At 71.5% G+C, this 22,858-nt stretch carries 21 protein-coding genes and 1 tRNA gene; 4 read left to right on the top strand and 18 right to left on the bottom strand.

What is annotated here, in order from left to right; genetic code table 11:
• Nucleotides 1-298: 298 nt before the first annotated feature.
• Nucleotides 299-1,180, bottom strand: a complete 882-nt coding sequence (locus ACWEGE_RS41040; RefSeq protein WP_449665895.1) for a DUF5926 family protein — start codon at nucleotides 1,178-1,180, stop codon at nucleotides 299-301.
• Nucleotides 1,181-1,233: 53 nt separating this feature from the next.
• Here ACWEGE_RS41040 and ACWEGE_RS41035 point away from each other — a divergent pair, with 53 nt between their 5' ends.
• Entirely contained in the window at nucleotides 1,234-2,400 is a 1,167-nt protein-coding gene (locus ACWEGE_RS41035) for a cytochrome P450 (RefSeq protein ID WP_449665894.1), read from the top strand.
• A gap of 154 nt (nucleotides 2,401-2,554) precedes the next feature.
• Here ACWEGE_RS41035 and mca read toward each other — a convergent pair whose 3' ends face one another.
• Nucleotides 2,555-3,397 (bottom strand): mycothiol conjugate amidase Mca, encoded by an 843-nt coding sequence (gene mca / locus ACWEGE_RS41030; RefSeq protein WP_449665893.1) that lies wholly within the window; start codon nucleotides 3,395-3,397, stop codon nucleotides 2,555-2,557.
• A complete protein-coding gene (locus ACWEGE_RS41025) occupies nucleotides 3,394-4,743 on the bottom strand; it encodes a DHA2 family efflux MFS transporter permease subunit (protein WP_449665892.1) in 1,350 nt (449 codons plus the stop codon). The genes mca and ACWEGE_RS41025 overlap by 4 nt, the downstream gene beginning before the upstream one ends.
• Nucleotides 4,744-4,838: 95 nt before the next feature.
• Here ACWEGE_RS41025 and ACWEGE_RS41020 point away from each other — a divergent pair, with 95 nt between their 5' ends.
• A complete protein-coding gene (locus ACWEGE_RS41020; RefSeq protein WP_449665891.1) occupies nucleotides 4,839-5,429 on the top strand; it encodes a TetR/AcrR family transcriptional regulator in 591 nt (196 codons plus the stop codon).
• Here the strand turns inward: ACWEGE_RS41020 and ACWEGE_RS41015 are convergent.
• From ACWEGE_RS41015 to ACWEGE_RS40965, 11 genes are all read right to left on the bottom strand, one after another.
• Nucleotides 5,426-6,463 (bottom strand): DUF4328 domain-containing protein, encoded by a 1,038-nt coding sequence (locus ACWEGE_RS41015; protein WP_449665890.1) that lies wholly within the window; start codon nucleotides 6,461-6,463, stop codon nucleotides 5,426-5,428. The two genes, ACWEGE_RS41020 and ACWEGE_RS41015, sit on opposite strands and share 4 nt — an antisense overlap.
• 2 nt (nucleotides 6,464-6,465) lie before the next feature.
• Entirely contained in the window at nucleotides 6,466-6,825 is a 360-nt protein-coding gene (locus ACWEGE_RS41010) for a rhodanese-like domain-containing protein (RefSeq protein ID WP_043791039.1), read from the bottom strand.
• A gap of 173 nt (nucleotides 6,826-6,998) precedes the next feature.
• Nucleotides 6,999-8,789 (bottom strand): sodium/solute symporter, encoded by a 1,791-nt coding sequence (locus ACWEGE_RS41005; RefSeq protein WP_449665889.1) that lies wholly within the window; start codon nucleotides 8,787-8,789, stop codon nucleotides 6,999-7,001.
• A gap of 30 nt (nucleotides 8,790-8,819) precedes the next feature.
• Nucleotides 8,820-9,353, bottom strand: coding sequence for a hypothetical protein (locus ACWEGE_RS41000; RefSeq protein WP_449665888.1), 534 nt, complete (start codon nucleotides 9,351-9,353; stop codon nucleotides 8,820-8,822).
• Nucleotides 9,354-9,367: 14 nt separating this feature from the next.
• Nucleotides 9,368-10,201 (bottom strand): LytR/AlgR family response regulator transcription factor, encoded by an 834-nt coding sequence (locus tag ACWEGE_RS40995; protein WP_043788731.1) that lies wholly within the window; start codon nucleotides 10,199-10,201, stop codon nucleotides 9,368-9,370.
• An 82-nt stretch (nucleotides 10,202-10,283) separates the two neighbouring features.
• The gene (locus ACWEGE_RS40990; RefSeq protein WP_449665887.1) at nucleotides 10,284-11,669 is read right to left on the bottom strand and encodes a glycoside hydrolase family 16 protein; all 1,386 of its coding nucleotides are present in this window, start codon (nucleotides 11,667-11,669) and stop codon (nucleotides 10,284-10,286) included.
• 157 nt (nucleotides 11,670-11,826) lie between these two features.
• Nucleotides 11,827-12,672 carry a S49 family peptidase gene (locus tag ACWEGE_RS40985; protein ID WP_449665886.1) on the bottom strand — a complete coding sequence of 282 codons (846 nt, stop codon included), beginning with the start codon at nucleotides 12,670-12,672 and terminating at the stop codon, nucleotides 11,827-11,829.
• Nucleotides 12,673-12,691: 19 nt separating this feature from the next.
• Nucleotides 12,692-14,017, bottom strand: coding sequence for a sensor histidine kinase (locus ACWEGE_RS40980; protein ID WP_449665885.1), 1,326 nt, complete (start codon nucleotides 14,015-14,017; stop codon nucleotides 12,692-12,694).
• A gap of 99 nt (nucleotides 14,018-14,116) precedes the next feature.
• On the bottom strand, nucleotides 14,117-14,977 hold the full coding sequence (locus ACWEGE_RS40975) for an Fpg/Nei family DNA glycosylase (protein WP_449665884.1): 861 nt from the start codon (nucleotides 14,975-14,977) through the stop codon (nucleotides 14,117-14,119).
• Between the two features lie 12 nt (nucleotides 14,978-14,989).
• On the bottom strand, nucleotides 14,990-15,430 hold the full coding sequence (locus ACWEGE_RS40970; protein ID WP_449665883.1) for a DUF983 domain-containing protein: 441 nt from the start codon (nucleotides 15,428-15,430) through the stop codon (nucleotides 14,990-14,992).
• 128 nt (nucleotides 15,431-15,558) lie between these two features.
• Nucleotides 15,559-17,163, bottom strand: a complete 1,605-nt coding sequence (locus ACWEGE_RS40965) for a sigma-70 family RNA polymerase sigma factor (protein WP_449665882.1) — start codon at nucleotides 17,161-17,163, stop codon at nucleotides 15,559-15,561.
• A gap of 187 nt (nucleotides 17,164-17,350) precedes the next feature.
• Between ACWEGE_RS40965 and ACWEGE_RS40960 the strand changes: the two genes are divergently transcribed.
• A tRNA-Gly gene (locus tag ACWEGE_RS40960) sits at nucleotides 17,351-17,423 on the top strand.
• 243 nt (nucleotides 17,424-17,666) lie between these two features.
• Here the strand turns inward: ACWEGE_RS40960 and ACWEGE_RS40955 are convergent.
• The 4 genes from ACWEGE_RS40955 to ACWEGE_RS40940 form a co-directional block, all read right to left on the bottom strand.
• Nucleotides 17,667-18,068, bottom strand: coding sequence for an immunity 7 family protein (locus ACWEGE_RS40955; protein WP_449665881.1), 402 nt, complete (start codon nucleotides 18,066-18,068; stop codon nucleotides 17,667-17,669).
• A 33-nt stretch (nucleotides 18,069-18,101) separates the two neighbouring features.
• A complete protein-coding gene (locus ACWEGE_RS40950) occupies nucleotides 18,102-18,641 on the bottom strand; it encodes a DUF2716 domain-containing protein (RefSeq protein ID WP_449665880.1) in 540 nt (179 codons plus the stop codon).
• Between the two features lie 223 nt (nucleotides 18,642-18,864).
• A complete protein-coding gene (locus ACWEGE_RS40945) occupies nucleotides 18,865-19,488 on the bottom strand; it encodes a hypothetical protein (RefSeq protein ID WP_449665879.1) in 624 nt (207 codons plus the stop codon).
• Between the two features lie 98 nt (nucleotides 19,489-19,586).
• Nucleotides 19,587-21,368, bottom strand: a complete 1,782-nt coding sequence (locus tag ACWEGE_RS40940) for a hypothetical protein (protein ID WP_449665878.1) — start codon at nucleotides 21,366-21,368, stop codon at nucleotides 19,587-19,589.
• A 215-nt stretch (nucleotides 21,369-21,583) separates the two neighbouring features.
• Here ACWEGE_RS40940 and ACWEGE_RS40935 point away from each other — a divergent pair, with 215 nt between their 5' ends.
• Complete coding sequence (locus ACWEGE_RS40935; RefSeq protein ID WP_449665877.1) at nucleotides 21,584-22,756, top strand: hypothetical protein; 1,173 nt, start codon at nucleotides 21,584-21,586, stop codon at nucleotides 22,754-22,756.
• The last annotated feature ends 102 nt before the right edge of the window (nucleotides 22,757-22,858 follow it).

Below are 22,858 nucleotides of genomic sequence, written 5' to 3'. Positions count from 1 at the left end.
CGGACCGGTGATGTCCGGCTGCCGACTGGTGCGGTCCGGCTGCCGACCGCTGGCGCCGGCCGCGGGCGTGTGCGGTTCGGGCGCCGGCCGGTGCGGTTCGGGCGCCGGCCGGTGCGGTTCGGGCGCCGGCTGATGCGGTCCGGGCGCCGGCCGATGCGGTCCGGCCGCCAGCCGGTGGCGTCCGGCCGCTGGCTGGTGCGGTCCGGCCGGCGCGGTGTGGCCGCCGACCGGTGCGGTGCGGGCCGCCGGCCGGTGGTGTCCGGCCGCCGGCGGTGCGGTTCGGGCGGCGGGCGGTGGGTCAGCGCAGGGTGAGCTGCCGGCCGATGAGGCCGTCGCGGGCGCGGCGCTCGGTCGCGTTGAGCGGCTCGTCGTCGAGCGACTTGAGCGCCGTCTCGAGCCGGGTGCCGAGGGCGTCCTTCGCGTCCGCCCACTCGCGGGCGTGGGCCTCGGGGTCGAGGTCCCAGACCGGGACGAGCAGGCCGTGTGCGCGGAAGGAACCCGCGTAGCGCGAGCCTTCGCCGAGGCCGAGCTCGCCGGCCGCGGAGAGCCGGGCGAGGGCTTGGAGCAGCAGGTTCTCCGGCTCCGGCCGGACCCAGCGCAGGTGCGCCTTCTCGCCGGCGAGGACCCAGTAGGCGCCCGAGCCGAGCCGCTCGGTGGGCATGATGGCGGCGTTCGCGCGCTCGAGCGACACGGCGACGTCACCGGTGGCGTCCGCGTCCTCGGGCAGCCACCAGGCGAAGTCGGTGTGCAGAGTGACGTCGAGTTCGGCACCCGGCGTCAGCAAGTCCTGGAGCCGCGCGTGCTCGTCGGCCGACGGCGGGGTGGTGGTGTCCGGCACGCCGAGGACGTCACCCTCCTTGGCGTCCAGCAGCCACTTCAGCGAGCGGCCGAGGTCACGGCTGATGTCGGACGAGCGGGTCTGCACCTGCAGGCCGAGGTAGCGACGGCCGTCCGAGCGCACGAAGGCGGCGGCCGCCATCGGCAGCACGGTCCCGAGGGTGACGTCACCGCCGTCGGCGAGGGTGAGCTGGGCCGTCGCGGACGGCACGAACTCGCGCAGCGCGATCAGCTCGGGCTCCGCCGCCAGCCCTTCGAACGGCTGGCCGACGAAGACGTCGCGCACCTTCGGCTTGCGGTCCGACGCCTGCTTGGGACCCTTCTTGCGCGCGCCCTTGCCCACTGCTGCCTCCTCTGGCTCGGCTTCAGACGCTATCGAAGGGTTAGTCTCGCGACGTGTTCGACCCCCGCGATCCCGCGTTCCTGGAAGACCCGTACCCGGCGTTCGCCGCGCTGCGCGCACGCGGCGAAGTCCATTTCCACGAAGGGCTCGGCATCGCCATCGCGGTGTCGCACGCCGCTTCGTCGGCGGTGCTGCGCCACCGCGGCCTTGGCCGGATTTGGCAGGACGCCCAGCCGCTCGAGCGGTTCGCCTCGTTCAACCTGCTGCACCGCAACTCCCTCCTGGAGAACGAGCCGCCGGCGCACACCCGCCTGCGCCGCCTGATCGCCGGCGCCTTCGGCCGCGGCCACGTGCAACGGCTGCGCCCGATGGTCGCAACGCTCGCCGCCGACATGGTCGACGACCTGGCGGCCGCGATCGCCGCCGACGGCAGTGCCGACCTCCTCGAGCACCTCGCCCAGCCGCTGCCGGTCGCGGTGATCGCCGAGCTGCTGGGCGTCCCCGGCACCGACGGGCCGCGGATGGTCCAGCTGTCGAACGCCATCGTGAAGATGTACGAGTACGGCTTGCCGGAGGAAGGACGCGACGCGGCCGAGCAGGCCGCGGCCGAGTTCGTCGCGTACATCCGGTCGGTGGCTGCCGCCCGCGCGTCTTCGCCCGGCGACGACATCATCAGCGACCTCCTCCGCAGCGAGCTGACCCCGGACGAGCTGGTGGCCACGGCGGTCTTGCTGCTGATGGCCGGCCACGAGGCGACGGTCAACGTGCTCGGCAACGGCATCACGGCCCTGCTGACGCATCGGGACCAGTGGGAGCGCCTGCTGGAATCACCTGCCCTTCTGGATTCGTGTGTCGAGGAGCTGATCCGTTTCGACGCGCCCCTGCAGCTGTTCGAGCGAACGGCGACCGAGGACGTGTCGATTTGCGGACATGTTGTTCCGCGCGGCCAGAAAATCGGCGCGCTGCTGGGCGCCGCGGCCCGCGACCCGAAGGTGTTCGACGAGCCGGACCGCCTGGACATCGGCCGGACGCCGAACGCCCATCTGGGGTTCGGTCTGGGAATCCACTACTGCGTGGGTGCTCCTCTGGCTCGGGTGGAGATCGCCGCCGCGTTGAGTGCGCTGGCGGAGAAGCTGCCGGGGTTGCGGCTGGCCGAGACCCCGCCGCGGCGGCCGGAGTTCGTGATCCGCGGATTGCGGGAGCTTCGGGTCACTGTGTGACGCGGTCGCCCGCCCCGGTTTGCCGTGCTTCCAGGCGGATCTCGCGTGATTTGGGACGGAACTCGCGTGCTCGAATGCGGAACTCGCGTACCTGGATGGACGACATGCGTACTTGGGCGGACGACACGCGTACCTGGGAGGACGACACGGGGGTTCATGGGGTTACTCCGGTGAAGAGGTCGTCTTCCTGGGCGTGGCCGGGGGTGGGGTGGGCCAGGTGGTAGTCCTCGTGGGGCCAGGCTTGGCGTTCGATTTCGCGTGAGTGGGCGAAAAACGGGTGGGCCGGGTCTACCTGGGTGGCGTGGGCCAGGAGGGCGCGGTCGCGGGTGGAGAAGTGGGCTTCGCAGCGGATCTTCGTGGTGACCGGGAGCTTGTCGGGTGGGAGTTCGCTCAGGACTTCGGCCATCGATGACTCCAAGCCGGCCGCCAGAGTGGCGTCGTGGAGGGCCTGGAACCAGGCGCGGCTCAGGGTTGCCTGGTAGTACAGCTTCTGGGGGCGCCACGGTGAGCCGGTGCCCGGGTAGCGGGAGGCGTCGGCGGCCGCGGTGAACGCTTCGAGTGTCACCTCGTGGGTGCGGATGTGGTCCGGGTGGGGGTAGCCGCCCGTTTCGTCGTACGTGATCACCACGTGCGGGCGGAATTCGCGGATCAGGGCCACCAGCGGCGCCGCCGCCTCGGACAGCGGCAGGGCCGCGAAACAGCCTTCGGGCAGCGGCTCGCCGGGGCCGGGCAAGCCCGAGTCGACCATGCCCAGGAAACGCTGGCGGACGCCCAGGATCTCGGCGGCCGCGGCCATCTCGCTTCGGCGGATCGCCGGGAGGTTCGCCCAGGTCTCGGGCGTGTCCAGGGCCGGGTTCAGGACGTCGCCGCGCTCGCCGCCCGTGCAGGTGGCCACCAGGACATCGACGCCCTTGGCCGCGTAGTGCACCAGGGTGGCCGCGCCCTTGCTGGACTCGTCGTCCGGGTGGGCGTGGACGCTCAACAGGCGGAAAGTCACCGGGTGCTCCTTCGGGGGAAGAAAAGGGCGGGGATCAAGGTCAGCGCCGACAGCGCGAGTGCCCACGTGAACGTGGTGCCGAACGCCGCCGCGGCCGGGGCGGTGGCCGTCAGCTCGTGGTGGAGTACTGCCGCCAGCAGGGCCGTGCCCAACGAGCCGCCGATGCGGTTGACCACGTTGAACGCGCTCGCCGCCCGGGGGATGCGGGACCGCTCCAGCGAGCCGTACAGCGTCGTCATGCCCGGGGCCGTTGCCGCGCCCAGTCCGATGCCGCGGATCAGGAGGGACAGCGTCAGCAGCGCGCCCCCGGGGGCCGAGCCGAGCCGGGTGAACGCCACCGTGCCCAGCAGGGACAGCGCGATCCCGGCCAGCATCAGGCGGCGTGGCCCGAACCGCGCCAGGAGCCGGCCGCCGGCCAGCATGACCGCCGCCGAGCCGAGGGCCTGGGGCGCCAGCAGCAGCCCGGCCCGCACCGGGCTCGCCTGCTCGACCTGCTCGTAGTACAGCGGAAGCAGCAGCATCGAGCTGTACAGCGACGCCCCCAGCAGGAACGTGCTCGCACTGGCGACCGCGAACCCCTTGTTCCGGAACAACGCGAGCTCGAGCACCGGCGAAGCCACCCGGGAAGCGTGGACGCCGTACGCCAGCAACAGCGCGGCACCGGCCACCCAGGCGACGGCCACCCCCTCGGCGAGGCCGTAGACGAACGCGCCGAGCCCGGGCGAGAGCAACGCGATTCCCCGGACGTCCAGGGCAGCCTTCGGGCCGCCCGGTGGCGGAGCCGGGAGGAGCCGCCGCGCGAACAGGAACGTCGCCACGCCCAGCGGGACGACGCCGAAGAACATCCAGCGCCACCCGAGGTCCGCCACCAGCACCCCGCCGAGCATCGGGCCCAGCACCGGCGCGACCGCCGCCGGCAGGGTGATCACGCCGATCATCCGGCCCAGCGCCGGACCCGCCTCCTGCGCGAACACCGCCTGCCCGACCGGCTGCATCAACCCGCCGCCCAGCCCGTGCAGCACGCGGAAGGCCACCAGCGAAGGCGCGGACCAGGCGAAGCCGCACAGCAGCGTGCCCGCGGTGAAGATCGCCACCGCCGCCAGCCACACCGCCCGGCCGCCGAACCGGTCCGTCAACCAGCCCGACAGTGGGATGGCCGCCGAGGCCGCGAGCAGGTACGCGCTCGCCACCCACTGCACCGTGGTCAGCGGGCTGTCCAGGTCACGGGCGATCGAGCCGATCCCGACGGTCACGATCGTCGCGTCGAGGATCGACAGCACCGCACCCATGATCAGCACACCGCCGAGCCGCCACAGCGCCGCATCGGGCCGGACTGCCGTTGTCATGCCCACCCCCAGTTCATTAGGTCGAACCTCAGATTAGGTCCGACCCATTCATTGGGTCAAGCACAATTTTGGGTCCGACCCAGTAGAGTGACGCCATGAGTGAGGGACTGCGGGCCCAGAAGAAGCACGAAACCAGGAAGACCATCTCCGACGTGGCCACCCGGCTGTTCATCCGCAACGGCTTCGAGGACGTGACGATCGCGGACATCGCCACCGAGGCGCGGGTCGCCAAGATGACCGTGACGAACCACTTCCCGCGCAAGGAGGACCTGGTCTTCGACATCCGCGAAGACTTCGCGTCCTGGCCCGCCGCCCTGATCCGGGACAGCGTCTTCCACGACACGCGCGAGCTCTACTTCGAGGCCTTGGGCGCCGAGCACGCGCTGGTCGGCTTCTCCGGCCCCGGCTTCGTCCGGATGATCAAGGAAAGCCCGGTCCTGACGAACGCGCTGCACGAGATGCACCGCGAGCGCGAGACGGCGCTCATCGACCTCCTCATCCGGCGCCACCCCGAAGAAGAGCTCACCCCCACGCTCGCCGCCGCGCACCTGGCGACGGTGCTGCGCGTGCTCTTCCAGGAGGTCTTCGACCGGACGCTCGAGAACGAAAAGACGATCGTCGACGAACTCTGGCCGATCGCGGAACAGGCCTTCGACCAGCTCGAACCGGTCTTCGGCCGCTACTAGCGCGCCGCGCCGGCCGGCCGCGAAGCCCGCAGTTCCGGCTCGGGCGCGCCTTGGACCTTCAGCACGCGCATCTCACGCACGGCCAGCGCGTCCGACGGCGCCAGCAGCGCGGAGAACCGCCGCACGACCAGGGCCGTCATCACCGCCAGCGCGGCCGCGGACAGGTCGGTCAGCGCGACGATGACGACGCTGTCGGCCATCGACTGCACGTCGTCGCGGAAGCGCCAGAAGATCGACACGCCCAGCAGGATCCAGTTCAGCAGCCAGGTGCCCCACCACCCGAGCACCTGGCGCGACGGCTTCGGCCGGTCGTGGCGCGAGCGGCCCAGCACGGCGTGTTCCAGCTCGCCGACGACCGACAGCGCCAGCGGCAGGTTCGCCACCGGGACGAGGACGCCGACCAGCACCTGCCACACCGGCCGCGGCGGGTCGTCGCCCGACACGTCCGCCGCCGCCTGGCGCGCGACGAGCAGCCACCAGAGCGACAGCCCGGCGGGCAGCAGCGCGAGGATCGAAGCCAGCAGGCCGGCGGTGAGCACGAAGCCGTCGGAGAACGCCACCACCGAGCGGGACAGCGCGGCTTCACGGCCCTGGACGAGCAGGACGTACCGCCAGGTTTCCGCACCCGCGGCGGCCACGGCGAGCACCGCGAACGCGAAGAGGACGACGACCACGCTGCGGCTGAGCACCGGCACCCGGTCGATCGGGCGGAGCTCGTCGGAGGCCGTGCCGGGCACCGACGTCGGGCGCCGCCAGACCAGGTTCGGGAAGCCCCAGCGCGGCGGCACCGGGTACGACGGCGGGCCGAGGTACGGCTCGGGCGCCACGGCGCGGCGGCGTGGCCACGCGCCGGGCGGCGGGGTTGCCACCCAGCGCAGCCTCGGCCGGTGCACCGGACGGCGGTGGTAGGGGTACGGCTCCGGCTGGGCGGCCAGCGTCCGGCCCTGCAGCTGCTGGGCGGTCGGCGGCGGCGCCTGGCGCGGCCAGTACCCGGGCGGGTACGGCTGCCCGGCGGGAGGCTGCCCCGGGTGCAAGGCTAGATCACTTCGGGTTCGATGCCGGGGTGCTCGCCGACCATCGGACGGCCTTCGCGCTGCCACGCGCCCATGCCGCCGGCCACGTTCACCGCGTCCCAGCCGCTCTGGTTCAGCCACGCGGCCGCCCGCGCGGACCGGCCGCCGCTGCGGCAGATCACGTGGATCGGCTGGTCGTCGGGCAGGTCGGCCAGCTCGCCGACGCGGGCGGGCAGCTCCCCCATCGGGATGTGCACCGCGCCGGGCGCGTGCCCGGCGGCCCACTCGTCGTCTTCGCGGACGTCGAGCAGCACGAGGCCGTCCTTGGGCAGGTCGCGGACCTCGGCGGTCGGCAGTTCAGCAGGGCTCACCACGATCTCCATGCTGCCATGCGGAGGCGTTGCCCGCGCGTGAGGTAGCGGGTCACCCGTGCGGTTCCGGGCATCTCGTGTGATTGGGAAGGCATCACGCGTGATTGGGAGGGCATCACGCGTGATTGGGAGGGCATCACGCGTGATTGGGAGGGCATCACGCGTGATTGGAGGGGCGACACGGGTTACTTGCGGTGGCGGCCGCGGCCGGCGACGCGGGTTTTCTCCTCGGCCTGGCCGAACCGCGCGACGGCCCTGTCCCGCATGAAGCCGAGCGGGTCCGGGGCGTGCAGCCGGAGCATGATGTCGTGGACGTGCTCCGGGCGGCCGTAGCCGGTGACGCGGCTGACCAGGTACGTCGTCACGAACGCGGCCGGGACGGTGAACAGCGCGGGCTGGTTGACGAACCAGGGCGCCCAGCCGCCGGTGTAGCCGCTCACGACGTTGACCACCAGCGCGGTCAGCACCAGGCCGCCGCCGACGAACATCCCGGCCAGCGCGCCCGGCCAGGACAGCTTGCGCCACCAGATGCCCAGCACCAGCAGCGGGCTGAACGTCGACGCGGCGAGCGCGAACGTCAGCCCGATCGACAGCGAGATGTCCTCCGGCCGCAGCGCGACCGCCAGCGCGATCGGGAACAGCGCGACCAGCCCGGCCGCCACGCGGAAGTCCCGCACCCGGCCGGGCAGCAGATCGGTCGAGACCACCCCGGCGACGCTCACCAGCAGGCCGGACGTGCTGGACAGGAAGGCGGCGAACGCACCCGCCGCGGTGACCGCGCCGAGGATCTGGCCGCCGATCCCGGGCAGGATCGCCGAGGGCAGCCGCAGGATCGCCGCGTCCGTCTTGCCGGTCACCAGCAGCTCGGGGACGTACATCCGCGACAGCGCGCCCAGCAGCGTCGGGAACAGGTAGAACAGGCCCAGCAGCAGCAGGACGTGCACGGTCGTGCGGCGCGCGGCCTTGCCGTCGGGGTTGGTGTAGAAGCGGACCAGCACGTGCGGCAGGCCCATCGTGCCGAGGAACGTCGCGAACATCAGCGAGTACGTCTGGAGCAGGTCGGTGAGGCTGCCGGAGCCGGGGTGCAGCCAGTCCGCGTTGTCCGCGATGGAATCGCTGACCACCGGGACCGGCGTGCCGGCCACGAACTTCAGCTTGGTGCCTTCGGACACCGTGTGCGGCGCCAGCGGCGTCCAGTGCGTCTGCCCGGCCGCCGGGCCGTTGTCGGTGCGGCCGTAGGCGTAGAGGTAGGTGTCCGAGGTGACGTGCAGGGTGACGTCGGTCTGCACGTCCACCGTGGTGTCGGTGACGAACACCGGCGGCGCGGGCGAGCCGAGCGGCCGGAACCCGTCCGGGCCGCCGCCGGTGAAGAAGACCATGCACAGCACGAACGCGGGCACCGCGATCGCGAACAGCTTGAGCCAGTACTGGAAGGCCTGGACCACGGTGATCGCCCGCATCCCGCCGGAGATCACGTTGAACGCCACCAGGACCATGACCGCGATGGCGCCCGCCCAGGCCGGCACGGGCACGACCGTCGCCAGGGTCAGGCCGGCCCCCTGCAGCTGCGGGGCCATGTACAGGATCCCGATGAACACGACGAACGCCGTGGAGAACCGGCGCAGGCCCTGCGAGCCGAGCCGCATTTCGACGAAGTCGGGCAGCGTGTAGGCGCCGGACCGGCGCAGCGGGGCCGCCACGAACAGCATCAGCGCGAGGTACCCCGCGGTGAACCCGATCGGGAACCACAGGGCGTCGGCGCCGTCCTTGAGCACGATCCCGGCGATCCCGAGGAACGACGCCGCGGACAGGTACTCACCGGAGATCGCGGCGGCGTTGCGGCGGGACCGCACGGTGCGCCGCGCGACCAGGAAGTCGTGCGTGCTCGTCGCCGACCGCGAGGAGCGGTGACCGAGGTAGGGCGTCACCACGGCGACCAGCACGATGCCGGTCAAGGCCCACGGGTTCAACTGCACGGGAGGATCCTCGCACGAGTGAGTGCGAAACTAGTTTTCGATCATGTCCACGAACGCGCGTTCGTTGCGTTCGGCGAGCCGGTTGTACCAGATCCCGACACCGAACAGGAACGGGAACGGCAGCACGCCGAGAATCAGCCAGGCCACCGGGATGCCGAGCAGGCTGGCGCCGGAAAACCCGGGCACCAGGTAGAACAGCACGGGCAGCGAGCCGAAGACGCCGGCGACGAGCAGGGCGAGCAGCAACGCCGTGCGCAGCTGCACCTTCACCAGGTGGTCGCGGACGAGCAGCTTCCCCCAGCTGGTCTGCTCCTCCAGCTCGACCCGGGCCCGCAGGGTGCCGGCACCGCGGCGCGGGTCGGCCAGGATCACCCGCTCGCGCTTGGGTTTCGCGTGGTGTTCCGGCTTCGGCGGCGGCTCGTTCTCCGGCGGTGGCGGCAGGTGCTCGACGACGGCCCGGTCGGCGGGCTGCGGCAGCGGCCGGTGCCGGGGGCCGCGCCTGCCGAGGGTCGGATCCGGTTCGCGGACGCCGTTCGCGCGGCGCTCGTAGAAGTCGTCGGTCATGGGCCGGTCCTGGCTCAGCCGTTCCGGCCCGAACCGACCAGCCGGTCCTTCAGCGCGCGGGTGTGCCGCCTGCTCACCGGCAGCACCTTCTCCTCGTTGCCGATGACGACCTGGTAGCCGCCCTGGCCCATGCGCAGCTCGGTGATCAGCGGCAGGGCGACCAGGAACGACCGGTGGATGCGGACGAACCCGGCCTTCTCCCAGCGCTCTTCGAGCTGGGCCAGCGGGATGCGGACCAGGTGGCTGCCTTCGGTGGTGAACAGCCGCGCGTAGTCGCCCTGCGCCTCGACCCAGCGGACCGACGAGCGCGGGATGAGCTTGGTGGTGCCGGCCAGCTCGACCGGGATGACCTCGTCGTCGTTCTTGACCGGCTCGCCGCCCATCGCACCGGGCGGGGGCGCCGCGGCGGCGGCCAGCTTGTCCAGCACGCGGGTGATCGCGCGGTCGAGGCGATCCTGCTGGTAGGGCTTGAGCACGTAGTCGAGGGCGCCGAGGTCGAACGCGTTGACGGCTTCTTCGGCGTGCCCGGTGACGAACACCAGTGCGGGCGACGGCCGCAGCGCGGCGAAGACTCGGGACATCTCCATGCCGGACAGCCCGGGCATGTCGATGTCCGCGAAGACGGCGTCGACGATCGGCAGGCCGCGGTCCTTGCGCTCGCGCAGCCGCGGGTCGTCGGTGGACAGCAACCGCAGCGCCTCGGAGGCGTCGATCGCCGGGAACACCTTCGCCACGTGCGGGCTGTTGCGCAGGCAGTGGACGAGTTCGTCAAGACCGTTCGGCTCGTCGTCCACGGCCAGGACCACGAGCTTCCGGGTGTCATCGTGAGCACTCACAGTGAAACGCATCCTGCCCATTGCCGAGTGCAATGTCCAGCCCCCGTCTGCCTGATGTGGGAAGACCCGCGGCCGGGGCCGCGGGTCCCTCCTCTCAATGCACGAAGGTGAACCAGTTCAGGTTCACGAAATCCGCGGGCTGACCACTGGTGAACGTCAGATACACGTTGTGCACGCCGGTCACCGAGCTGATGTTCGCCGGCACGGTCCGCCAGCTCTGCCAGCCACCGGTGTTGCCGACCGCGAAGCTGCCGATCGGCGCGTTGGACCGGCTGTCGAGCCGCACCTCGACGAGCCCGCTCACGCCGGCCGCCGCCCCGGACGCGACGCGGGTCTGGAAGTTGGTCGCCGCGCTGCCGCCGAAGTCGATGTTCGGGTAGAGCGCCCAGTCGCCGTTGGCCACCGCGCCGATGTTCTGCCCGCCACCGGTGTCCGTCGTGGCCTCGGTGATCACGCCCGACTGCTGGCCGAACGACTCGGCCTGGATGGTGCTGTAGGCGCTCCCGCCACCGGACGGCGGCGTGGTCGTGGTCGGCGGGGTCGTCGTGCCGCCACCGCCGCGGGTGGTCACCGTGACGTAGTCGACGACCATCGGGCGGCCCGGCACGATACCCGGCCCCGGCGTCGTCGTACCCGAGTTGTTGTTCGGGAACGCGCCACCGATGGCGACGTTGAGCAGCACGAAGTAACCCTGGTGGGAGGTCATGTTGGCCCACGTCGTCGCGTCGAGCTGGTTCTGGCTCACCGAATGGAACTGCTGGCCGTCGACGAACCAGCGGAGGACCTGCGGGCTGGTGCTCGCGTCCCATTCGAAGCGGTAGGTGTGGAAGGCCGACTGGCAGCTGCTGCCCGGGCAGGCGCGGTTCGCCGGCAGCCCGGTGGTCTCGTTGCACGGGCCGCCGGGGTTGACGCCGCAGTGCAGGACGCCCCAGACGGAGTTGATCCCGTTGACGTTCTCCATGATGTCGAACTCGCCGATGGCGGGCCAGTTCCACCAGTTGCCGCGGTAGGGGCCGCCGAGGGCCCAGAACGCGGGCCAGTAGCCGAGCGCGGCCGCGCCGGTGACGTTCGGCATTTGGATCCGGCTTTCGATCCTCATGACACCACCGGCCGGCGGCTTGAAGTCGGTGCGCTGGGTTTCGATCCGCGCGGAGGTCCAGTTGCCCGCGCCGTCGCGCAACGGCGTGATGCGGAGGTTGCCGGCGCCGTCCTGGGCGAGGTTGGCCGTGTCGGCCGTGTAGTTCTGGATCTCGCCGGTGCCCCAGTTGGCGGGGCCGCCGGGGTAGCTGTGCCCGGTGTCGATGATCCAGTTCGAGCTCGACGGCAGCGCCCCGGACCCGCCGGTGAAGTCGTCGGCGAAGACCGTGGTCCAGCCCGATTCGGGCGGCGGGATGGACGCCGCGGCGGGCATCGTGAGGGGGATGGCGATGAGCGCGGCGCCGAGCACCGCACCGAGGGCGAGTCTGCGGGAGTGGGGCATCGGGGACGACCTCCTTGTCGACCGGATTTGTTGCCGTTCACAACAAAGCCCGTCGACAAGGAGACCCGACGCCCCGCGGCGATTCCAGAGGCGTTACCGAAGTCGAGTGATTCAGGTCACAAAGACTGCCCGGAAGTGCTCGAATCGGACATCGGGCTCAGAGGCCGAAGCGAGACCAGGCCGCCTTCTGCGTCACCGCGTCCAGCACCGCCGACGCCGCTGCCGGCGCGCCGATGCCGAGGCGGGCGAGCAGGGGCCTCTTCGGCTCCGCCACCGAGATCTCCGCGTCCGGGTAGCGCTCGGTGACGATTTGCCGGAGGCTGCCGAGGCCGTCGACCAGGCCCAGCTCCGCCGCCTTCGCCCCGAGCCAGACGTCACCCGTGAACAGGTCCTCGGAGTCGGTCAGCCGGTCGCCGCGGCGCTCCTTCACCCAGTTCACGAACAGCTCGTGGAGCTGGGTGTGCATCTTCTTCAACCACTCGACGTCTTCGGGCTTCTCCGGCGAGAACGGGTCCAGGCGCGACTTGTTCGCGCCCGCCGTGTGCAGGCGCCGCTCGATGCCGAAGCGTTCCAGCAGGCCAGTGAAGCCGAAGCCGCCGCTGATCACGCCGATCGAGCCGACCATCGACGTCCGGTGGGCGTAGATTTCGTCGGCCGCGCAGGCCAGCCAGTAGCCGCCCGAGGCGGCGACGTCCTCGCAGAACGCCAGCACCGGCACGTTCTTCTCGTCGGCCAGCTGGCGGATCCGCTCGGCGACCAGGCCCGACTGCGTCGGCGCGCCACCCGGGGAGTTCACCAGCAGCGCGACCGCCTTCAGCCGCTCGTGGCCGAACGCCCTGGTCAGCGCCGATTCGACGGCCGCCAGGTTGATCGCGCCCCTGGCCAGCGGCGACGGCGACGGCGTGATCACGCCGTGCAGCTTCACCACGGCCACGACGTCCTTGCGCTCGACGCGGTCGGCCAGCACCGGGATCCGCGAAGCCAGTTTGTCCGTAACGCTCATGCAGCCAGGCTATCCGGATTCAGCTCATCGGGAGGATGCCGGAACGGGTGCCGTTGACGCCGTTGACCTCGGCGCCGTTCAGCTGGGCCGGGCCGCCCTGGGCCGGGACGTCGGCCTCGCCGGTGTCGGCTTCGGAGCTGTAGTCCGGCATGTTGGGCCGGACGCCCGGGACGAACTTCGGCACCCGCAGCGTCACCTTCATGCCGGCGCCGGGCGCGGTCTCGACCATCACCGCGTAGTCGCTGCCGAAGACCTGCTGCATGCGCTGGTTGATGTTGCCGAGCCCGACGTGCGCGCCGGTGCGGTGGGCGCTCTTGAGGTCGTTGAGCCGCCGCGGGTCCATGCCGATGCCGTCGTCTTCGACGCTGATCAGCGCCTCGGTGCCGTAGTCCTGCGCGATCACCGTGACGCAGCCGCCGCTGGGCTTGCTGGCCAGGCCGTGCTTGACCGCGTTCTCCACCAGCGGCTGGATGATCAGGAACGGCACGACGACGCTGAGCACCTCGGGCGCGATCTTCATCCGCACCTCGAGCCGGCCGCCGAAGCGGGCGTTCTCGATCGTCAGGTAGCGGTCGATGTTGCGCAGCTCCTCGGCGAGCGAGGTGAACATGCCCGACGTCCGGAACGAGTAGCGCGTGAAGTCGGCGAAGTCCTGAAGCAGCTCTCGCGCCTCTTCGGGGTCCGTGCGGATCAGCGCGGAGATCGTGTTCAGCGCGTTGTAGACGAAGTGCGGCGAAATCTGCGCGCGCAGCGCTTTGATCTCCGCCTGCTGGAGCTGCTGCTTCGACTCGTCGAGCCGGGACAGCTCGAACTGGGTGCAGACGAACTGGGCGACGGCGTCGGCCATCTGCACCAGGCGCCCGCGGGTACGGCCGACGACGATCAGCGCCGCCTCGGTCTCGCCCTCCACCAGCAGCGGCACGATCACCGCGGTCTTCATCCGGCAGGTGCCGCGGTGGTTGCACGGCATCCGGTCGTGCGCGACGACCTCACGCCGGTGCTTGCGGATCGCCGCCCCGATCGCCTCGACCAGGTCGACGTAGTGCTCGTTCGCCTCGCCGTCCCAGGACAGCAGCGTGCCTTCGCTGTCGGTGATGCCGACGGCGACGCAGTCGAGCATCTGCAGCAGCTGCGTGGTGATCTTGTCGGCGGCGTCCTCGTCCAGGCCGGCACGCAGGTTCGGCGCCGCCTTCGACATCCGGTGCACCGCCTGCAGCATGGCGTCCTCGACCACGCTGGCCGGACGGCGCTGCTTGACGAGCAGCACGATCACCGTGGCGACGAGCAGCACCACAAGACCCCACGGGACGATCTGCGCAAGCGGGAACCCGGACACGGCGTCCATGCTCTGCGCTCGACCGACCGGGTGCAAGGCCTGATCCCACTTTCTGTCCAACTGTGCTGACCGAGGGTAGAGGAGACCCTACCCAGCGTCCGCGAGCGGCTACTTCAGCAGCCGCGACATCCGCCGGTCGGCGAGCGGTTTGCCGCCGGTCTGGCAGGTCGGGCAGTACTGGAACGACTTGTCGGCGAAGGATATTTCGCGGATCGTGTCGCCGCAGACGGGGCACGGCAGCCCGGTGCGCGCGTGGACCCGCAGGCCCGACCGCTTCTCGCCCTTCAGCCGGGCCGCCTTCTGCCCCACCGACCGCTCGACGGCGTCGGACTCGATCTCGTGGATCGCCTCGGCGAGGGTTTCCAGCGCGCCTTCGTCGAGCTTGCCGATCGTCGCGTACGGCGAGAGCTTCGCGCGGTGCATGATCTCGTCGGAGTAGGCGTTGCCGATCCCGGCCAGGAGCGACTGGTCGGTCAGCGCCCACTTCAGCCGGGTGTTCTTCCCGGCGAAGAGCTCACGCAGCTGCGCGGCGTCCACGGCGAGCGCGTCCGGCCCCAGCCGCGCCACGCTCGCGATCTCCTGCGGGTCCTTGACGATCCACACCGCGAGGCCCTTCTTCGTGCCCGCTTCGGTGAGGTCGAAGCCGGGCCCGGTGGCGGACTCGAGGTGCACCCGCAGCGAGATCGGGCCCTTCCCCGGCCTCAGCGGCGCCGCGGCGAGGCCGTCGGACCAGCGCAGCCAGCCCGCCCGGGCCAGGTGGACGACCAGGTGCAGGTCGCCGGCCACGACGTCGAGGTGCTTGCCGTGCCGGGTCGCGCCGGTGATCTCGCGGCCGTGCAGCTCGGTCCACGGCGGGGTCGCCGTCTTCAGCACGCTCAGCGATGCGACATCGATGCGGAAGATCGTCCGGCCCACGGCGTTCTCGCGCAGGTGGTGAGCCAGTGCTTCGACCTCGGGTAGCTCGGGCATGGCTCCAGTGTCCTACTCGACCGGGTGAAGCGGCCCGTCGAAGTCCGGCAGCGAGTGCCGCTGGATGGTCTTGGAGATCTTCTTGACCTCGCCCTGCACGGTGAACATGCCGCGGATGGTGCCGACCCAGCGCTCGGACGGCCGGTCCCCCGTCACGTCACCTTCGGTCTCCGCGACCACGGTCCACGGACGGCGCAGGATCCACCGCAGCGGGAAGAACAGCACCACGAGCAGCAGCGCCAGCAGCACCCACGCGGGGACGTTGACCTGGTCCGGCGTCCACACGACCAGGATCACCGCCAGCAGCGCGGTGACCACGATCATCGCGATCCCGGGCCCGTAGGTGCCCGCGACGTCGTGTTCGAAGTCGTCGGCCGTCGCCGGTGCGCGCCATTCCATCTGGGCACGGACCACCCAGTCGCGGCCGTCTTCGCCGCGTACCAGCCGGTTCATTCAGTTGCCTCCCAGGGCGCCCGCAGGGTGAGCGTCTCAAGCGTGAACAACTGAACGGTACCTCGCGATGGCTCACCCGCGCGAGGGATGAACCGGACATCTCGCCCGGCAGAGCCGATCGCCGCTGATCAAGAGCTCGTCGGCGGCGCCGGAGCGGCGTCCGCCGGTTCGCCCGACCCGGTGACGGCCGACGCGCTGCTCGGGCACGGCTTCTCCGAAGTCGGCGTCACCGTCGTGGGGGACTCCGTCGTGGTGGACTCCGTAGCGGAGGCGTCCGGCTCCGTGGTGGCGGTCTCGTCGTCCTTCGGCACCGGCTTCCCGGACTGGTCCGGCGGCTGGTCCGACGACGGGACCGGCTTGCCCGGCCGTCCGGTCGGCGACAGCTCGGGCGCGTCGGCGTCCTCCGGCGCGGGTGCGTCCGAGGACTCCGTGGTCATCGTCATGACCGGCCTCGACGAATCCAGCCGCGGCGACGACGCCTGGTGGCTGGATTCGACCAGCGGCGAGGACGCCAGGTCTTCGCGCGGGGCCGGCTGGTCACCGGCGGCGGCACCGCCCACGACCGCGACCGGGACGTCCCCGGCCACCGGCAGCTCGGGCACTTCGTTCGCGGCGACCTGCTGCTCCCCGCCCTTCGACCGGGCCGGGGCCGCCACCGGGGCACCGCGGCCGTTGAGCACGCCGATCCCGATCCGCGGCTCCGGCGGCGCCTGGGGCGGCGGCTGGTGGTGCGTCTCCGACGGCGGCACCACGACCAGCTCGGGTGCCCCGCCGGGCAACCCGATTTCCTGCACCGGCCCGGAGGCGAACAGCACCGGCCCGGCCGCGACACCGACCGCGCCCACCGCGGCGGTCGACGCCAGCGCCAGCCCGATCTTGACCTTCGAACCGACCAGCACGCCCTTGATCGTCGCCCCGAGCCCGGCCAGCGCCCCGCCGCCACCCAGCGACGCGGCGGCCGGCACCAGCAGCACCAGCACCCCGGCGTGCGCCCGCAGCGACGAGCAGACGTCCCGCAGCTCGTCCTGGGTCGCCCGGCACGACGGACAGCCGTGCAGGTGCGCTTTGATCCGCTCGGCCTCGGCGCCGGTCACGCTGCCCGCGGTGAACCCGCCCAGCTTTTCGACCACCGCCCGGCACGAGTCCGGCCCACGGCTCACCGAAAGGTGCGCCTGCAGGTACGCCGCACGCAGCCCCTGCCGGGCCCGGCGAGCCAGCGCGGCCGTCGCGTTCGCGCTCAACCCGAAGTGGGGAGCCACCATCGCCGGCTGCTCACCCTCGACCTCGGTCTGCCACAACACCGTCCGCCACCGCTCCGGCAAACTCGTGAACGCGGTGGTGATCAGCGTGTGCTCGGCCGTGCGGGCGTGCGTGTCGGCACCCGCACCGGCGCGGAAGGTCAGTTCGTCGTCGGACACCGGGACGTCCCGGCGCGCACCGTGCCACTCCCACGACACCCGGCGGGCCACGGTCAGCAGGTAGGCGCGGACGTAGTCACGGGGACCGGCGCCCCGGCGGAGGGCCTGCAACACGCGGAAGAACGTCTCCGCGGTGATGTCTTCGGCTTCGGAACGGTCGGCCGCCAGGCTCTGCGCGAGCCTGCGGACCGCGGCGGCGTGCAGCTCGAACAGCTCCCCGAACGCGGCGTCCTCGCCGTTGCGCAGCCGTTGCAGCAGTGCCTGTTCGTCGGATTCCGAGGCCGCTGGTGGCGGCACCGTGCCCAGCTCGGTCATCCGGCCCGGCACCTCCTCCCCGAAGGTCTCCCCATTCGGTCGAATGGAGACACCATACGGAGGGAATCAGCCGTCGTCACCCCTTGTACGCCAGCTGTGACACCGAAGCACCGGTCCGGGGTGAGGGGACCCCGGTCGCCGGCCGCCTCAGGGGTGGGTATAGAGTTCCCTTCATCAGCAGGACAACGCGGATGTAGCGCAGCTGGTAGCGCATCACCTTGCCAAGGTGAGGGTCGCGGGTTCGAATCCCGTCATCCGCTCGGGGTTGAAGGGGTCGTGTCGGCGGAACGCGCCGACCACGGCCCCTTCGCCATTTCACCCGGGGGGCCGAGCCCCCCGGACCCCCCACGGTGCCTCCGCCAGACTTGGGGACTGTACCCCGGGCGAGGGTTTGGCCAGACATTCGAGGATGCCCCGGCTTTGCGTTGGCCAGACTTTGGTTGGTGCCCCGGCTTCGGGCTTTGGTGGGCGCCCGGGCTCGCCGGGATTTCCGGGGCCTTGGGTCAGAGCTCGTAGGTGTCGAGGATTGTGGGGGCCACCGGGGTCAGGTGGGCGTCTTCGCGCTCTGTCACCTGGCCTCGGGCCATTCGGTAGACGCGGAAGTTGTTGTCGTTCTCCGGGTCCTGGTCGTCCCACGTGTACAAGAGGCCGTACGAGCCCGGCGCAAGTTCGCCCGCTCGGGTGAACAACTGCAGGAGTTCGGGGGCGATCGGGCCGCCGTGTTTGTCGAAACCGCCGAAGTGGAGCATGGGGATCCCCGCGCTCCAGCGGAGGTCGACCAGATCGAAGTCGCCCGCGTCGCGGATTGCGCGGTGCACGCGGTCGACCAGGCGCTCCAGGAGCGCCGCGTCGTCATCGCCGCTCGCGGTCGCCTGGATGGTCACCCAGCCGTGATATTCGAACACCCGCAGAACGGTAGCAAGAGATCAACCAGCCGCTCAGCGGGCCAGTGCCGAGGGCTTCCCGTCCCGGCGCAGCACGTTCGACAGCACGCCTTCACCCAGCCGCTCGAAGGCCGGGACCAGCTTCTCGCCGAACACGCACAGCGTCCGCTCCCACGGGTGGCCGAGCGTGCCGAACGAGAAGTCCGCCGCCAGGAACAGGTGGTAGTCCGCGCGCGGGAACACCGGCACCGGCCACCGGGCGCTCCCGGACATCAGGTGCGGGCGGACGCGGTAGGACTGGTGCTGCCAGTGCAGCGCCCACATCCAGTCGTCCGGGCCGCAGACCTCGCGGAACGCGGCCAGCGCGATCGTCCCGACCTGGTGCTCCTCGACCGCGTACGGGCCGAGGCGGAACTCCGCCGAAGCGCGGTCCAGGTTCCCGGGCGACAGGTCCCACGTCCGCGACGGCACCGGCTCCTTGAACCCCGGCCAGGCGTGGGCGTACGTGCTCGGCCAGAACGCCAGCTTGTCGTACACCCAGTACCAGGCGGGCTCGTCTACGACACGGGAGACGGCTTCCCAGGCAGCATTCACGGTTGAGACCCTCGAGTCGGCCAGGCGCGGAAGAACACGCGAAAGCTTCGTGTTCGGCCTCCGGTTTGTCCAGTCCCCGTCCACCCACCGCGAGCTGTGTCACTCATCCGGGTGGGTTCCGCCAAGTTGTCACCACCCCGGCCTGGCGCGCCCGCCGGCACGATCTGCGCAGCTCAGCGGCCGCGCGGGAGGCGCCGGGAGGACGCCCGGCGCCTCCCGGCGCTCAGGCCGCGTCCCAGAGGGTGAGGAACGCCGACGCCTCGCTGCGCGCCCACGGCCGCAACCGCGCCCTGTCCCGGGCGGAGAGCTGGTACTCCTTCGCCCGGCGGACGTCGATCACCAGCGCCTCGCCGCCGGGCAGGATGTCCGGCATCGCCTGCTCCAGCACCCACAGCGCCAGCTGGGCCGACGCCTTCGCCAGCGGCTCCTCCTTGAAGTAGAGCCAGGTCGCGTAGCGCCGGCCGTCGCTCTTGCGCAGGCCCAGCTGCGGGCTGACGCCGATCTCGAGCTCGCCGATTCGGCACCGGCCGCGGCCCACGTCGACCAGCCGCGGCGACCGGCGGCCGAGGTACCGCAGCCAGCCCTCGGCTATCGCCGCGTAGTGCGGCTTCGTCCGCTCGTCGGCGGCGTTGACGAGCGCGCGCAGCGCCACCTCGTCCTGGTTCGCCGCCCGGCCGGACCGCACCGCGTTGGCCGCCCGCCGGTAGTAGTTGAACGCCGCCCGCGCCGGATCTTCGTACTGACGCCGCTGCCGCCGGACGAACGACGACCGCGACGGCCCGGAACTCGCGCTGTAGCCCACGAACGTGGACAGGGTGATGTAGGCCATGGCCCTGCCTTCCTCCATCACGCCACCCGCGGACGCGGGCGGCATCTCCCCTGGACAACGCCCATTTTAGAACATATGTACGACAATTTCCGGGGCCTGACGGGTGACGGAAGGGACTAGCGCACGGTGAACGTGACGAGGTCCGTCGATTCGGCGCGGGTGAGCGGGAGCCCGTCGAGCGGCCGGGTGAGCGCCGCCTCGTACGGCGTGCCGGTGGCGGCGACCTTCAGCACCAGCACCTGCTGGATGCCGTACTTCTTCAGCACGGCGACGCTGTGCGCGTCCGGGAAGGTCTTGGCCGCTTCGACGATCTCGCCGTAGCTCGGCGGCAGGAGCCCGTTGTGGCCGTTCGCCAGCGGCGGGAAGCCGTCGGTCGACCAGAACTGGTAGACGAACTCGCTGAACGCGCCGGGGTCCTGGCTGATCGGCAGCATGAGGGCCGGGCGGTGATCGGTTCGGAACGACTTGGCGACGTCCGGCGGGATCCCCGGCGGCGACGGGTGCGCCTGGTCCGGGATGCCCTCCAGCAACGCGAACAGCACCGGCACCACGAGCAGGGCCTGGAGGAACCGGCCCTGGTCGTAGGTCGTGTCGCGGGTCCGCAGCCACTCGGCCGCGCGGGTGAGCGCGCCGGCGGCCAGCACGGCCAGCAGCAGGAGCACCCAGAGCATCAGGCGCCCCGGCGTGCGCAGCGCGTCCCAGCCCGGGACGTACCGCCACAGCAGGTAGTAGGTGTAGTCGCCGCCGAAGAACTGCGAGCCCAGCGCGAACACCGTGACCACGACCGTCGCGACGCCGAGCCACACCCGCACGCGGACCGACCAGACACTGAAGAACAGCCCCGCCAGTGCCACCAGCAACACCGCCAGCCCGGGGAACAGCAGCTTCTCGGCCACGCCGGGCAGCGCCGTCCAGGCCGGGTCGGCGAACGCGCCGGTGCGCGGGTCCAGCGGGGTGTCCTGCCAGAGCCAGGTCGAGCCCAGCGTGCCGAGGAGTCCCTGCGGCGGCGGGGAGTAGAGCTGCACCTCGTCCCAGGCGCGGGTGAAGCCGTACTGCTCGACCACCTGCCGGTACGGGATGGTCATCAGGTAGGTGACCACGAGGAACACGGCCGCGCCGGCGGCGTCGGCGGCGAACAGCCGGGTGCCGAACCGCTGCCACCCCCGGATCGCCGTGACGAGCAGGACCACGCCGATGACGCCGAGCAGGTAGACGAACGGGATGCCGACCGCGAACCCGAGCGTGACCTGCCAGGCGGCGATCAGCCAGCCGGCGACCGCCCACCCCGGCCGGGCCAGCTCGGGACGGCGGCCGTGCCGCAGGGAGTAGCCGTGCGCACGGGCCAGCGCGAACAGCGCCAGCGCGATCCCGCCGGAGGACAGGATGTTCAGGTGGCTGGTGTGCGTGAGCCGCCAGGGCGCCCAGGCGAAGACGACGCCGGCGAGCGCCGCCGCCTGCCAGTTGCCGCCCAGCTGCCGCACCAGCAGGTACGCGCCGGCGAACGCCAGCGCGAACGCGAAGACCAGGACGGCGTTGTAGCGCATGATCGCCGAGTACGGCCCGTCGCCGAGCAGCCCCAGCGGGAGGTAGCCGAGCAACGAGTCGGAGAAGGCGAAGCTGCCGGTCGCCGGGTAAAGGGTGTTGCCGGTCCACAAGCTGCCGCCGCCGGTGACGAAGTGGTGCTGCCACGCGAGCTGCCAGGCCTGCAGCAGGGGGTCGCCGAGGTCCCCGGTGACCAGGGACCGCGGGTGCAGCACCACCGGGTGGTTGAACAGCGCGGAAAGGAGGAACCCGGCCAGGACGGCGAGACCACCCTCGCGGATCCGCGCGCGGCCACTGCGTCCGTCTCGGACACCGCCGGTGACGTCGTTCGCACCCGGCAGCTCTTCGGTGATCAACGCCGACTCCCCTCGTCGCCACCTGGCGCGGCGCGCGGGGGCCGTCACCAGGGCAGCCGGACGATACCCGACCTGCCGGCGCCGGTTCGTGACCGGGAAGACTCCCGCCGGAGCCTCTCTTGCGCTACGTTGCCGATCAACCTCAAACTGCAACCGCGCAGGTCGGCCGCACACGTGCCAAACTGACGCCCCGAATGGTGGATGGGGGTCTAACCATGAGCTGGCAGGAGGACCTGCGCCGACTCGACGCCGACCTGGCGACGGGCCGGATCGAGCCGGCCGCGCACCGCAAGGAGCGGGACGAACTACTGGCGCGGGCATCGGGTTCGACCGTGCCGTCACCGGTGCCCTCGCCACTGCGGCGGCCCGCGCCGACCTCGTGGCACAGCACGAACCCCGCCGCGCCGCAGCACGAGCCGCCGTCTGCGCCGCCGCAGCGGGTCGAGTCACCGTCGCCCGCGCAGTACCAGCCCGCCCAGTACCAGCCGCAGCCACCGGCGCCCCCCGCGCCGCCGTGGCAGCGGACGGGTCCGGTTCCGCAGACGACGGCCATTCCCCGCGCCGTCCCGGAGTTCCCGGACCACCTGACGACCGCGCCGAGCCCGGCCGACATCGTTCCCACGCGCTACCTGCAGGTGGAGGGCCAGGTGCCCGGCGCGTCCGCGGTCAGCCGGTTCCCGCCGGTGACCCCGCCCGCCGGCCACCCGGCGCCCGGCCGTCCCGGCGAGCCGGAAGAGGCACCGGGGAAGCACCGCTCGGACGAAACCACCGCCCACCGGCGGCCGACCTGGCTGTTCGTCTCGCTGGGCGTGCTCATCGTGCTGGCGATGATCGCGGGGGTGACCGCGTGGCTCGGGTCGCGCACCGATTCGGCGTCATCCCCGCCGCCGTCGCGGGTGACGCAGTCGAGCGCGGGTGCCGTCCGCCCCGAACCGCTGGAGGACCGGTTGCCGACGCCCCCGGGCGCGGCCAACTCGAACAACTCCACGATGTCGATCGCGAAAGCTCGTGACTTCGGGCTGTTCCCCAAGCCGACGGCCGACCTGTTCACCGCGAACGGGGCGAAGGAAGTGGTGTTCCGGGGGTCGACCGACGGTGACGTCTCCTACCTGACCCTGGTCGTGCCGACCGGCGGTTCCGCGAACGCGCAGACCGTCGTCGAGACCCTGTACCAGCAGGGACTGGCGTCCGGGATGCGCCCGGTGACGGCCGAGATCCGGACCGTCTCGGGCCGGTTCCAGGACAAGTTCCTGAACACGAGCTGGTACGGCTCGGGCAGCAACGTCGTCATCATCGGCGTCGGCCTGCCCTACCGCGGCCAGTCCGGCATGAGCGGCCAGCTGGACGCGCTCGTGAAGCAGTTCGAAAGCGTCCTGCCCGCCGGTTGAGGGCTCTGGTCACGAAACGACCCTCCGGGCCCCGGTGAGCAGGGCTGAGTGCACAATGATGCGTGAGCTGGCTCAGCTGGCAACCGCTGACGAAAAGGGGGC

This window comes from Amycolatopsis sp. NPDC004747 (genome assembly GCF_053601335.1).
The sequence above is the reverse complement of the archived record's forward strand: the minus strand, read 5'-3'. Positions and strand labels throughout refer to the sequence as shown.